Consider the following 13,227-nt stretch of genomic DNA (forward strand, 5'->3'; position numbering starts at 1 on the left):
ATATCAAGGCAGGGACCTTGAGGCCGATCAATTTAACCGACTACCGGTAGCCCAAAAGAGAAGCCACCAACAACCCGGCTTTATGATCCAGATTCACAGACCTTTACCAAGATTTTTAATGAAAATTTAAGATTTTTGACATTTTCGGTTATCGACAGGGATTTCGCCTATGGTAGAAAGTGCCAAGTCATACTTTGGCTCTGGCTTTTAACTCACCTGCTTATGCGGTTAAATTTTATGAGCATTTTGCCAAACTTTCTCCGTTCTTTGGTAATAACAATCCTTCTGAGCTTTATGGCTCCAGTGGCACTAGTTATTGGTTTACTGGCAGTTTTTGGTATAATAGGATACATTCCTGGCTTGACAGGGTTTGGTCTTACTGCCACAACTGAGCTATTGAAATTTCTGACTATTTTTGGTAACGGATCCCCAATTCAGGGAGTATTAGTGATTGCCTTTACCTGTAGCCTAGTCGGAGCATTATTTGACCTCTACGCCTGCGCCCGCTACCAAAATCTGAATGATAACTAAGTAGAATCGTAATCAAATTCGTTAAAATTCCCCTGAGGTATTGGGGATATGGTTGAGATTGAAATTATCTATTATTTATATCTGTACGGAAATTATCCTAATGGTTTAGGAAGGGAAACGAACTCCAAGACCTTTTCGGCGTTGATAGATTGATAACAGTTAGCCGATAAATTGCTAGTTTTATCAGCGGATTTTTCTGGCTAACGATTAGGTAAAAGCAAAATCGTGTAACTGAAATTGATAAAGATTGACAGAAAACTTGCTACTGGAAGGCTTGATCTGTCAATCTTTTTGTGATCCTTCAGCTATATCAATAGCTCAGAGCCCAGAGCTGAAGCCTTAGCCTTAATAAGCGGCCAGGCTAGTCTTGGATGCCAAACTCGCCACCACTTTAACTCCAAATTCCTCTTCAAATACCGATTTTTTATAATCCAAATTCCACAGTTCCAAAGCACAATCATCATTAGCAAAAGCTGGCACTAGATCTAGATGAAGTGCTTTATCATCGGATCGATAATCCGACTTAACTTGCCGAATTGCACCAATATGTCTACGGTCTAAAGCAATAGCTAACCGTAACAAAGCACTAAGCTGACTCACCAACAGGCGATGCTCTTGATTGGCCAGATTATTGTAATTCTCATGCTTTTTCTTGGGAGGACTCTTGCGATGGTAACGAGCCAGATTAGCAATGATTTCAATTTCTGGCTCCAGAAAGCCCAACAGTTCAGCATTGCGAATTAAGTAATAAGAATGCTTGTGGTGGGCCGAATGACTAATATACACCCCACAGTTGTGTAAAATTGCTGCTGCCCAAAGTAATTCCCGTGCCTGTGTTCCCCAATTGTGCAGTTTTCCTTGGGTTTGGTCAAATAAGCTCAGGGCAAAGTTAGCCACCCGCTGACTATAGTCCAGGTTGACCTGATATTTCCCGGCCACTGCGAGCACACTCCTTTCCCTGACCTCATCTTGGTAGCGTAGTCGGTCTTCAATCAAGCCATGGGTGAGCATCCAGTCAACGATTAAGCCTTCCCGGAGTGATTGTCCACAAATTACGATCGACTCCATTCCCAGAAGCTTCATAGCTTCTAATAAAATGATTGCCCCAGCAACAATAATTTCTGAACGCCTCTCGGACATCTCTGGCAGGGTTGAGCGTTCAGCCAAACTCATAGCAGCTAAGCGCTTGAGCATTTTTTCCAAATCTTGACGAGTCAGCTCATAACCCGTTAGGGGATTAGGTAACATACCCAGATTCTCATAGGCGTGCATCTTGGCTAGGGTCTCAATAGTGCCAGATGTCCCCACTAAACGAGGCTGTTCACTGAGTTTCAAGTTACCCTGGATGTCGTCAACAGCTCGCTCTAACATTCCCCTGACATAGGCTTGCAAATAGAGAAACTCACTTTGGCTGATCGGGTCTGTAGTGACAAACTCCTTTGTAAGACGAACGGCTCCTATCTTTGTGCTACTTAGGGAACGGGGGTTATGACGATCCCCGAGGATCAATTCCGTTGAACCACCACCAATATCAATAATGATATGGGGCTGGTTGTTGAATTCCATAGCTGACAACACACCTAGGTAGATGCGTCGTGCTTCCTCCTGACCAGAAATTAGGTTGACCAATAAACCCAATTCTGTATATACCTGATGTAAAAAAGCCTGGCCATTTGGAGCTTCCCGCACAGCACTGGTTGCTACAGCAACGATGTTTTCAGCATTGAGGCTGGCTGCCATTTCCTTGCAGCGTTGTAGAGTTGCGATCGCTCTATCCATGGCTTCGGGGGTCAACTCACCGGTCCGGGGGTTGCAATTTCCTAACCTGACCGTGTCCTTTTCTTTACCAATAATCGTGAATGCCGGGAGTTTGGGATCAATTCGCACCACCACCATGTGAATGGAATTGGTACCAATATCGATTGCAGCAATAATGCGCTCTTGCTCTTTGTCAGGAGTGGAAACATGTAGGAAAATGTCTTGGGTCAGTGAGTTAACCATATTGATGTATCCTGCTTACATATATCAGCCCGAAACCTATGAATAACGATATCTTTAAGGAGAATAACAAAAAATAGGCACTATCTCCTATAGTGAAATTCCTCTGATTCGAGGGAACAATGCGGAAAATTACCTACAAACAAAATTACCAACAAACAAGTAACCATTCCTGCTATGCTTACCCAGCCAAACCCCAATCCCATACCCACCTGGCTAGCCATTATGCGACTGTTGCGATGGGATAAGCCAACTGGACGATTCATTTTAATGGTGCCAGCACTGTGGGCAGTTTTTTTAGCAGCCCAAGGGAAACCACCCATTCCCCTGGTTGCGGTGATTATTCTTGGAAGCTTAGCCACCAGTGCTGCTGGCTGTGTAATTAATGACGTTTGGGATCACAATATTGATTCCCAAGTGGCGCGAACTCGCTCACGCCCTTTGGCATCCAAAGCCCTATCGGTCAAAGTTGGCGTAGTAGTTGCCTTAGTTGCTATGGTCTGCGCTGGGGTGATTGCTCTGTATCTTAATCCTTTCACCTTTGGGCTTTGCGTGGCCGCTGTACCAGTAATTGTGTTTTACCCATCTGCCAAGCGAGTGTTTGCTGTACCGCAACTGGTTATGGCAATTGCTTGGGGTTTTGCTGTACTGATTAGTTGGAGTGCCATTACTACTACTCTAGAACCAGCTACCTGGTTACTCTGGGGAGCAACGGTACTTTGGGCATTGGGATTTGACACAGTCTATGCCATGCCAGACCGGGAGGATGACCAGAGGATTGGGGTGCGCTCTAGTGCCTTGTTTTTCGGTAAGTATGCTGCTGATGCCGTAGGTGTGTTCTTTGCTGGTACTGCTAGCTTGCTTGCTGGCCTCGGGGTTGTGATGGATCTCCAACTGGGCTTTTGGTTAACCCTAGTGATAGCGACAGTAGTCTGGATTTGGCACTATACTAGACTACGAAAGCCCAATCATCCCACATCTGTCTATGGAGAGATTTTTCGCCAAAATGTCTGGATTGGCTTTTTGCTACTGGCGGGGATGATTATTGGTAGTCATTAGGGACTTGCGTCAAAAAAAAATACCAATTCAATTAAAGTGGGGTGGGCGAAGTAATCTCAAGAAAGTTGCTAGTTATTCTTAGAAAGATTAGCTCTTGATAGCAATAATCGAGAATTGAGTATCTAGTGATACTAAGCTTTGGTGTGTGGAAGGGATTTTGAGGTATTTTTTTAACTAGCTACTGATAACTAGCCACTTAAGTTAATCTAATCTAGAATACTCAACAAAACCAAACTTTTTTGGCCTACCCTACAAGCTAAAAGCTGGTATTGTGTTTCTTGGCTAGTCTCTTAGTATTTTAAAAATTGCTAACAGTTAATTGTTAATTAAAAACAGTTAATTTTTAATTGTTAATGAGCTGTTTTGCCTTTTGCATGCAATATTTTTGCCTAATGTTTCTTTCAGAGAAAAGATGGGAAACCTAATAGTGTGCAATTGTTAAAATAGTCCGAATCTGCTATTTTCTGTAGAGGTTAAAAGCATGAACATCAAACGATACCAGCTATCAATTATCAGTGCCTGTTTGTTTGCTCTCGTCAGCCCAACGGTGGGTTATTCCCAAGAAACTGAAACTATCCCTGAAGAGGCTGAGACTATTCCTCAAAAACCATTGACTATTCCTGAAGAGGCTGAGACTATCCTCCAAAACGCTGAGATTGGTTATACACCTGAGTTTGTCAATTTTTACATGGGGCAATGTGTTGGCACTAAGGGCTCAGAGGCTCAGGCTTTTTGTCAGTGTACCATTGATAAAATACAAGAAAAATACCCCTATGAAGAGTTTCTAAGTATTGGTCTGGAAATTACTGGTGGTGCGGAACCTCCTGAAGATTTCAATAAACTGATTAAGTCCTGTGAAGCGGAGAATTAGTGATTAGGTAAGCTATCAGCTATCAGCTTAAGCGCTACGCGCACGCTACGCGAACAGCTATCAGCTATCAGCTGATGCGCTATGGGCAGGGTTGAGGAGGAAACCGTTAAGAATAAAACAGGTAAGCATTCGAATAATGCTGAGTTACGTCTCCTGATCAGCTTTTACCCAGACTTTCAATTCTCATTAATCTCGAACTATTAAATTTGACCGTTTGCGCATTGCGCACGCTACGCTGGGTTTATTTTAAGCTGTTCGCGTAGCGTGAGCCTTTGGCTGACGGCTGACGGCTGTTCGCGCAGCGTGCGCGTAGCGCATATGCTTACCAAAAATTTTGGGTTTAAAGCCCCGTCCTTCTAGGACGGCTTTTTAATTGACACTTTTCTAGCGCCAGAGTATACTAGTAGGTAGTATGAGTACAGGCTGAAAAACCGCAGGCTGAGCCGGGAGAGAGACCCGTAACTTATCGACCTGAAAGAAGTAATGCTCCCAGGGCAGGGAAAATCCTCCTTAAAAACCCAATCATTGGCCGTAGGCCACGCTACGCGAACGACTACCAATCGGTGTGTGAACCCAGGAAAATCACAACTTGAGAGAAAAATGGTACGGTGGGGCACACCGGAACCAGGCGAAAAGGAAGGGAAACGGACTTTTTAAGGCACTTCCTAATTAAGTAGCCAAACGCTATAGTGAGAATCGCCCTCTGGGTCTACTATGAACTAAACTACATTCTTGGTCTTGACGGGTTTTTGGTTTAGATATTGCCTACTTTTTTGGCGGCGTCAAAGATTGGGACATAGTGGTTTAAGGCGGCTCGTTGATCTAGGAATCCCCGTTCTTCCAGGACGGGGAGTGTCAAGTTATTACTCACTACAAAACGGGCAATTTTTGATTATTAATTGCCATTGTTATTATGCCACCACCCTCAGGGCTGTTTCATTTTGGTCGGTTCAGCGAATCGAACAATAGAGAATGAAACAGCCCTGGGTTTATCTTGGGGGTAATCCATTGGCTCCGTTGAGTATACAGTTGACTATCGAGTACGGGGTTGACGGGAAATTTGAGCAATACCATGTCACCCCTATGCTTGTCAGCTCTATTTTACTGAGATGTCTCTCGTAGTAATACTTTCAGGAGTTTTATGCACCAGTAATACAAATTATAAATTATATCATATGATCAGCTCAGAAAAAGTACCCTTAAGGGTACTGCCAAGCTAAGGTTAGATCTGATATTCTATAAAAGGTGTTGATTTTCAGGTGGTCAAGTTAAACACGCTGCTTGAAACTGTCTAGGGTCTTGGATGATCCTAAAATTTGATTATAGGTATGGGTAACTCTAAATAGAAGTCTATAGAGTTAATCACTAAGAAATAATCTCCATAGTTATAGTAGTTGAAGTGTGCAAATCTTGTTTCAAAGTACACCAATTATTGACAGGGTCAATGCATCTAAATTACAAAAGCCTTACTCAGAAATAAATTCCAATTCATACCTAAACCAAAAATCAGATTAATTCCAGCTCTAGTAGGCATTTAAAACTTGGTGCATCTCACTTTTGTAAAGGTGCGTAGTTGCGTAGTGGACTGGCACACCTTAAATGTTGCTTTAGAAAAATACTAGGATCTAGTCGCACCTAAATGTTGCGTAGGGTGCTTTAGGGACGAGTTCGCCCTCATTTTCTCGGTAGCCAGTGTTAGGACAGTGCGTCCGATTGTAACCGGCAAGATGCCGGTTCCACCCAACGGGTCAAACAGGTTTAATGAGATGCACCCTTTAAAACTTCAATCCAGCAACGCCAGTAATCTTTATCAAGCCATAATTTTGAGTTCAATTAAAAAAGTATGTTGAGTAATTTTCTGCCAGATGACGTTAGTGAGCAAACTGAAGTTCAAACATCTTTTTTAAAGATTAGAGGGAAAAGTTTAATATTTGGTAATGTTGTGTACCAAATTCATAATATTACAAGTATTGGATTAGTTGATTTGAGCAGGAATGCTACATATAAAAAGCCAATGACCAAGCTTTCTATTGTTTTATTTATTATAATGATAATAGCTTTGGCTACTGTATTGTATGGATTTTCTTCAAACATAATTGTAGTTATAGCTATTGGAGCTTGGTTAATTTATGACTCTAAGAAAACTATAAATAAAAAAATAAAAAAATATGGAATGACTATTTATACAAATAATGGCCTGAATAAAATTTTAGTAAGTAGGGATAAAGAATTTATTAAAAACGTTATTTTGAGTTTGTATGGTGTGATGAATAGCAATGAACCCAAAGCTATTAATTATAACTTTGATAATAATAAAATTGAAACTTTGGACATGGGAGATATTGCTTATACTATAGTATCAGGTAATGTATCAGGTAATGTATCAGGTAATGTATCAGGTAATGTATCAGGTAATGTATCAGGTAATGTATCAGGTAATGTTGAAGGAGATGTTGTGAGCCGGGTTTAAAAATTATCACACTCTGATTATTGTCAATCTATTCAATGGATTAAGGAGCTCAAAGGTGGAAGATAAGTCGATTAAAAATCTTGATAATAATAATAATAAGAATAATGCCATTAATGTATCAGGTAATTTATCAGGTAATGTATCAGGTAATGTATCAGGTAATGTATCAGGTAATGTATCAGGTAATGTATCAAGTAATACATATAATAATTCAGAACAGAAAAGGAATCTTGCTGAAGCTGCAAGCGAGATTCAACAACTTCTAGAGCAGCTAGAAAAGTCATATTCCACCGAGACAATTAGTGGAAAGTTGAAAATTACAACTAAAGCCATAGAACATATTGAAAGCAACCCAAAACTGTCCCAGAAGATACTTAGTGCCTTAAAAGCAGGAAGCCTTCAAGCTTTGGCACAACTCCTCAATCATCCCACATCTAGTTTTTTTATTGCTGCTTTGGAAGAATGGGATAAAAACTAGGGCAAATGCATCTAAATTATAGAAGCATTACTTAGAAAAGATTATGAAATTGATGATATAATTATTTTTGCTTATATCATCAATTTCATAATCTAATATTTAGTTCTCAACTCAACCAGGATTGCTATCGAGTGTAGATTACCTCCTGCCCTTTTTTAACTCTGTCGAAATCACGTTTTTAAAATCAAACCCTGTAAAAAAAACGGCAATTTCCTAACCAGAACGGGATTTGGCTCCCTCACCCCTGAATTTTAGGGTCAAGAATGAAACAGCCCCCCGATCAAGCTCGGGGGGCTAATAATAATATTTCAGGCAAGCATCAATGCCTTAGCCTTTAGTAGTAACGGCTGCGGCTAACACCGTCATTGGGCTTGTGAATGATGAAGCTGAGAACTTGGCACTGCTTAACGTTATCAAAACCTACAACTCGGATATAGCACTCGCGGTATTCAGAGCGACACTCATCCACTTCCGCTAGCACATCTTTAGGTGAGGTAGCCTTGAACAAAGGCAGTTTCCATAATGTCCAGTAGTAAGTCTCTGGTTCAGAGGTTTCGTTGAACTCAATCGCAGGGATGTAACCTTCCGCTAAGATGTACTCCACTTGCCGCATAATCTGAGCGTCACTCAGGGGGGGTAAGTAGGAAAGGGTTTCGTAACGACGCTCTTTTGGTAATGTTTTCATAGATTTTGATTCTTTGTTTGATTCTCTGTTGAAGTATAGGTATGAAATTTGGGGGATAGTAGATCACTTCATCGGTTGAACCAATTAGGTGTCCGAATCAGTTTTCTGCTCAGAATTAGTTGGGTTATCTGGAAGAGTGAATTGCGTGATGCGCTCAAGATGCCGACGCCGATGTTCTATATTCGACTGCTGGATAGTGGTGCAAACCATTTCAGGTAAGAACTCGGCCACTTCGTCTGCGATATGTTGCCGCACAGTCATAATCCGCAACGCTAATTCAGGTTTAGCCCGCAGTAATTCCTCAAGATAAGCGTCTCCATCTTGGATACTTTGTTGTGAGGAAAAAGACTGTAGCCAAAGCGCTCGGGGAGGGTCGGTTTCTCTTAACTGGTTTACCACTGTCCGCAGTGCTTGATAGGTCATATAGCTAGCCAGCACCTTGGCTGTATCTTTCGCAACTCGTTTTAAATCCATGGTTGAACCCAGTCTTTTAGAAAAAGTTATGAAGTCTAAAGTATGACGTTTCATACTTCAAACTTCACACCTCAAACTGCATCAGACGGTATCCATTGCCTCGAACTCGAACTTGATTTCCTTCCACAGTTCGCAAGCAACTGCCAACTCAGGACTCCACTTAGCAGCTTCCCGGATAATGTCACCACCTTCACGCATCAGGTTACGACCTTCGTTACGAGCTTGGATACAAGCTTCTAGAGCTACCCGGTTTGCAGTAGCACCAGGAGCATTACCCCATGGGTGACCTAGAGTACCACCACCGAATTGTAGGCAGGAATCATCACCAAAGATTTCCACTAGCGCAGGCATGTGCCAAACGTGAATACCACCAGAAGCTACTGGCATTACACCAGGCATGGAAGCCCAGTCTTGAGTGAAGTAAATACCCCGTTCGCGGTCTTGCTCAATGTGGTCTTCCCGCATCAGGTCAACGAAGCCCATGGTGATACCTTTTTCACCTTCAAGCTTACCGACTACAGTACCGGAGTGGAGGTGGTCACCACCGGACATGCGTAAGCACTTAGCCAAGACGCGGAAGTGCATACCGTGGTGTTTCTGACGGTCAATCACAGCGTGCATAGCGCGGTGGATGTGCAGCAGAACCCCATTATCACGGCACCAACGAGCCAGAGTGGTGTTGGCGGTAAAGCCACCAGTGAGGTAGTCGTGCATGATGATGGGCATGTCCAGGGACTTAGCAAACTCAGCCCGCTTCATCATCTCCTCACAGGTGGGAGCAGTGACGTTGAGGTAGTGACCTTTGATTTCCCCAGTTTCAGCTTGGGATTTGTGGATTGCTTCTGCTACGAACAGGAAGCGATCGCGCCAGCGCATGAAGGGCTGGGAGTTAATGTTTTCGTCGTCTTTGGTGAAGTCCAGACCACCGCGCAAGCACTCATATACTGCACGACCGTAGTTCTTAGCGGATAGACCTAGCTTGGGCTTAATGGTACAACCAAGCAAAGGACGACCATACTTATTCAGCTTGTCCCGCTCTACAACAATTCCGTGGGGAGGTCCTTGGAAGGTCTTGAGGTAAGCAATGGGAATCCGCAAGTCTTCTAAGCGCAGTGCTCGCAGAGCTTTGAAACCAAACACGTTACCCACGATGGAGGTCAGCATGTTGGTGACTGAGCCTTCTTCAAACAGATCCAGTGGGTAGGCAATAAAGCAGATGAACTGGTTGTCTTCCCCACGTACTGGTTCGATGTCGTAGCAACGACCTTTGTAACGGTCTAGGTCAGTCAGCAAGTCAGTCCAAACTGTTGTCCAGGTACCCGTAGAAGACTCAGCTGCAACCGCTGCACCGGCTTCTTCCGGAGGTACACCAGGCTGCGGTGTTACGCGAAACGCTGCCAAAATATCCGTATCTTTTGGAGTATAATCTGGCGTATAATAGGTTAATTTATAGTCTTTTACACCGGCATCGTAGCCAGCTTTTGTCTGAGTACTGGTTGATGAGTAAGACATGCGTTGCTTCCTTAGGAACTACTGAATGTTGCTATCGCTAGAATAGATTTTCTTTTCTTAGTGTTGTGTGTTGCTCCTAGCTAAGAGAACAAACAACCCATCTAGGCTTGTTTTCTAAGCCTGAAGAAGGGCACAACACCGATTCCACAATCACCTGTTTGTGGCTAATGTTGGGGATTACCTGTAGCTTTACTTACTAACCCGACCGCTCCGCTGATTGCTCCAGGGTTGCTAGTGGGTCAAGTCGCTAAGGCAATTCAGAATTTCTTAATCATTTTGAAATATACCAGGTAATTGGATCACTTGAACCTCAAATATTCTTTAGGAATGTATCAGCTCCTCTTATAACGTGACGAAATGTAAATATTTATCACATTTTTGTAACAAAAACGATAAAATTGACTATAATAGGTTCCTTGACAAGGTTGGGCAGCGGGGCTTGTGACAGTAATTCCTGATCAACAAAAGACTTAATCAAGATGCTGAAAATAATGGCATGCTTAACTAACCGTATCGGCCTGGTAGTCAGTGCTACACTGCTGGGGCAAATCTTACCTGTGTCAATCCCAGACAGTGAGCCAAACAACTATTTATCATATTTTTCAACAGCGATCGCTCAGACACAGTTATCCACTAACTCGGTAAATAAAGAGGTATCCCCCCCCACCTCCGGGGGAAACCCTCCGCCTCCCACTAGACCTTTGCCTGATCAACGCCTCAGGCAAGAAACCCAGCCCCTGCCAGCAGATTTTCGGGTGTCTGCCTTGCAACCGGATTTTACTGGTGAGCTTTGGGTGGGCTCTTGGCTAGGATTAACTAGAATTGACCCTAATACTGGAAAAATCCGCACTCGCCTCAGTCTGCCGAATTACACTGTTGGTGCTATAACTCAAGACCGGGTAGGGCGGATTTGGGTAGGAACCTATGAAGGACTATTGCGTATAGACCCTCGTAATAATGAAATTAATGCCCAAAACTTTACCTTACCGTCTAATAATGTGTTGTCCCTGTTGATTGACACTCGTGGCTATCTTTGGGTGGGAAGCGATCGCGGTCTGGCTCTGATTAGCCCTGACCAGGGATTGTTGATGACAACGTTACAAAAATTACCCGGTGTCAGTGCCAATGCTTTGACTCTAGATGAAGAGGGTCAGCTGTGGGTGGGGACTCTAGAAGGGCTAGTGCGAGTCGATACTGCTAGTGCTTTTGTGATTGCTCGCATCAAGGATTTACCAGGAAACACGGTACAAACCTTGACCAGAGGACCGGAGGGAATGCTATGGGCTGGCACTCCTAATAGTTTACTGGTGATTAACCCAGACACTTACGAAGTGTTCAGGTCTGTAACTCCCCTAAGAGGACGTAATGTCACTGCTGTGCAGTTTGATCTAGATGGTAATGTTTGGGTTGGTACGGATAATGGCTTATTTAAAATTAAACGAGACAGTGGAGAAGTTTTGGCTAAACTAGGCAAGCTACCTTCTAGTCGTATTCTGGCATTAGCTCCTAATACTGGTAACAAGTTGTGGATCGGAACTTCGGAAGGACTAGCTTGGGTGAGCATGAGTACAGGTCGCATCGAACCCCATTTGGGCTTTGTTAGAGAGATTCCAGGTAGTTTTTAGCTTGGGAAGCATCGGCTCTAAGTGAGTGCGTTCGCGTTCGCGCAGCGTCGGCTTTGCCGAAAGCGTGACCAAAGGTCAATCGCAAAAAAAAATTGACGCTCCCATCAGCAGCTTTGATTAACCTTTTTTCACGGAATTCCCCATCCTTCTTCAGGGTGGGGATGGATAGGGAGGGCGTTGCTAAGCCAATTATTTTTAGTATTTGAGATTTTAACACTCGTGCGGCTGTGTGGTAAAATCCGGTTATGCTTACCATGAACTACACTTACCGTATTTATCCAGACCTGCACCAATCGGCAACAATGCTCGAATGGCTGGAAACGTCGCGCCAGGTTTATAACCGTGCATTGGGCGAACTTAAGGACTGGATCAACTCCCGTAAGTGTTTGATGGATAGGTGTTCATTGAATCGGGAATACATTATTCCCGCCGACGTCCCTTTTCCATCTTATCATCGTCAGCAAAATGATTTGCCTAAATTGAAACAGACCTGGCCAGACCTCAAGAATGTTTATTCTCAAGTGTTGCAAACTACGATTCGGAGGTTGCATGACACATGGAAAGCATTTCAAAAACGTGGTTTTGGATTTCCAAGGTTTAAGAAGTTTGGACAATTCAAGTCTTTCTTGTTTCCACAGTTCAAAGACAACCCAATTAATGGCTTTGAAATTAAACTGCCCAAGATTGGAAGTATCCTAATTAGCTATAGTCGCCCAATTCCAGATGGATTTAAAGTCAAGCAAGTAAGGGTGTTGTCTAAGGCTCGTGGAACCCAATGGTATGTAATTGTTTCGATTCAATCTCAAGTGTCGATTCCCGATATTTCTGTTCATGGTAGAGCGATTGGCATTGACTTGGGATTGGAGCGATTCGCCACCACATCTGATGGCAACTTTTTTGAACGTCCTAAGTTTTTGAAGTCTCAATACAGCAAGCTGAAATTGCTGCAACGTCGAGCCGCACGAAAACAAAAGCGTTCTGCTAACTGGGAAAAAGCTCAAATCAAGGTGGCGCGATTGCATAATGAGATTACCGCCAAGCGCAAAGACTTCCATTACAAAACGGCACATAACCTTTGTGACCAAGCTCAAACCATTTTTGCAGAAGACCTGAATACAGTTGGACTCAACCGAGGGATGCTCCGCAAAGAGTGTATTGATGCATCCTTTGGGGCGTTTCTTTCTCGCCTGGAATGGGTGTGCTGGAAACGGGGGGTATTTTTTATGCGAGTCAATCCCAACGGTACAAGTCAAACCTGTCCAAGTTGCGGCGCAACTGTGGGTAAGCCCCTTGGGGAAAGGGTTCATCATTGTCCTGAATGTGGATACCAGACTCATCGCGATCATGCGGCTGCCGAGATGGTGTTATGGCGTGGAGTAAACTCAGTACCCGTGGGCAATCGGGGAATGGAAACTGCCTGTGCAGGCGTACTAGCGGGGGCTCAAACCTCTAGCCAAGTGCCGAAATCCCGCCAGGGAACAACCAGGAACTCCAAGAAGTGATTCTTCGGAATCCCCATCCCTC

At 43.5% G+C, this 13,227-nt stretch carries 13 protein-coding genes; 8 read left to right on the plus strand and 5 right to left on the minus strand.

Features of this window, described 5'->3' with window-relative positions; translation table 11 throughout:
• The first annotated feature begins 294 nt into the window (after window positions 1-294).
• Window positions 295-531 (plus strand): hypothetical protein, encoded by a 237-nt coding sequence (locus tag F6K53_RS11080; protein ID WP_293051407.1) that lies wholly within the window; start codon window positions 295-297, stop codon window positions 529-531.
• A 345-nt stretch (window positions 532-876) separates the two neighbouring features.
• On the opposite strand, the gene F6K53_RS11085 is transcribed toward F6K53_RS11080, so the two are convergent.
• Complete coding sequence (locus tag F6K53_RS11085) at window positions 877-2,532, minus strand: Ppx/GppA phosphatase family protein (RefSeq protein ID WP_293066797.1); 1,656 nt, start codon at window positions 2,530-2,532, stop codon at window positions 877-879.
• A 174-nt stretch (window positions 2,533-2,706) separates the two neighbouring features.
• On the opposite strand from F6K53_RS11085, the gene F6K53_RS11090 reads away from it, so the two are divergent.
• The 5 genes from F6K53_RS11090 to F6K53_RS11110 all read left to right on the plus strand — a co-directional run bounded on the left by F6K53_RS11090 (window position 2,707) and on the right by F6K53_RS11110 (window position 7,407).
• Window positions 2,707-3,588: a 4-hydroxybenzoate solanesyltransferase gene (locus tag F6K53_RS11090; RefSeq protein WP_293066794.1), complete on the plus strand. Its 882-nt coding sequence runs from the start codon at window positions 2,707-2,709 to the stop codon at window positions 3,586-3,588.
• A 481-nt stretch (window positions 3,589-4,069) separates the two neighbouring features.
• A complete protein-coding gene (locus F6K53_RS11095) occupies window positions 4,070-4,459 on the plus strand; it encodes a hypothetical protein (protein ID WP_293066791.1) in 390 nt (129 codons plus the stop codon).
• 483 nt (window positions 4,460-4,942) lie between these two features.
• The gene (locus F6K53_RS11100) at window positions 4,943-5,116 is read left to right on the plus strand and encodes a hypothetical protein (RefSeq protein WP_293066788.1); all 174 of its coding nucleotides are present in this window, start codon (window positions 4,943-4,945) and stop codon (window positions 5,114-5,116) included.
• 1,186 nt (window positions 5,117-6,302) lie between these two features.
• The gene (locus F6K53_RS11105; protein WP_293066785.1) at window positions 6,303-6,929 is read left to right on the plus strand and encodes a DUF6232 family protein; all 627 of its coding nucleotides are present in this window, start codon (window positions 6,303-6,305) and stop codon (window positions 6,927-6,929) included.
• 55 nt (window positions 6,930-6,984) lie between these two features.
• On the plus strand, window positions 6,985-7,407 hold the full coding sequence (locus F6K53_RS11110; RefSeq protein ID WP_293066782.1) for a hypothetical protein: 423 nt from the start codon (window positions 6,985-6,987) through the stop codon (window positions 7,405-7,407).
• Between the two features lie 334 nt (window positions 7,408-7,741).
• Here F6K53_RS11110 and F6K53_RS11115 read toward each other — a convergent pair whose 3' ends face one another.
• From F6K53_RS11115 to F6K53_RS11125, 3 genes are all read right to left on the minus strand, one after another.
• Entirely contained in the window at window positions 7,742-8,092 is a 351-nt protein-coding gene (locus F6K53_RS11115; RefSeq protein ID WP_293019099.1) for a ribulose bisphosphate carboxylase small subunit, read from the minus strand.
• Window positions 8,093-8,176: 84 nt separating this feature from the next.
• Window positions 8,177-8,566 carry a chaperonin family protein RbcX gene (locus F6K53_RS11120; protein WP_293066830.1) on the minus strand — a complete coding sequence of 130 codons (390 nt, stop codon included), beginning with the start codon at window positions 8,564-8,566 and terminating at the stop codon, window positions 8,177-8,179.
• 81 nt (window positions 8,567-8,647) lie between these two features.
• Window positions 8,648-10,078, minus strand: coding sequence for a form I ribulose bisphosphate carboxylase large subunit (locus F6K53_RS11125; RefSeq protein WP_075902873.1), 1,431 nt, complete (start codon window positions 10,076-10,078; stop codon window positions 8,648-8,650).
• A gap of 479 nt (window positions 10,079-10,557) precedes the next feature.
• On the opposite strand from F6K53_RS11125, the gene F6K53_RS11130 reads away from it, so the two are divergent.
• The gene (locus F6K53_RS11130; protein WP_293080747.1) at window positions 10,558-11,703 is read left to right on the plus strand and encodes a two-component regulator propeller domain-containing protein; all 1,146 of its coding nucleotides are present in this window, start codon (window positions 10,558-10,560) and stop codon (window positions 11,701-11,703) included.
• Here the strand turns inward: F6K53_RS11130 and F6K53_RS11135 are convergent.
• A complete protein-coding gene (locus F6K53_RS11135) occupies window positions 11,678-11,959 on the minus strand; it encodes a hypothetical protein (RefSeq protein ID WP_293068847.1) in 282 nt (93 codons plus the stop codon). The two genes, F6K53_RS11130 and F6K53_RS11135, sit on opposite strands and share 26 nt — an antisense overlap.
• On the opposite strand from F6K53_RS11135, the gene F6K53_RS11140 reads away from it, so the two are divergent.
• On the plus strand, window positions 11,958-13,205 hold the full coding sequence (locus F6K53_RS11140) for an RNA-guided endonuclease TnpB family protein (RefSeq protein ID WP_070394933.1): 1,248 nt from the start codon (window positions 11,958-11,960) through the stop codon (window positions 13,203-13,205). The two genes, F6K53_RS11135 and F6K53_RS11140, sit on opposite strands and share 2 nt — an antisense overlap.
• Window positions 13,206-13,227: the final 22 nt, after the last annotated feature.

This window comes from Moorena sp. SIO4A1, assembly GCF_010672065.1.
GTDB lineage: Bacteria > Cyanobacteriota > Cyanobacteriia > Cyanobacteriales > Coleofasciculaceae > Moorena.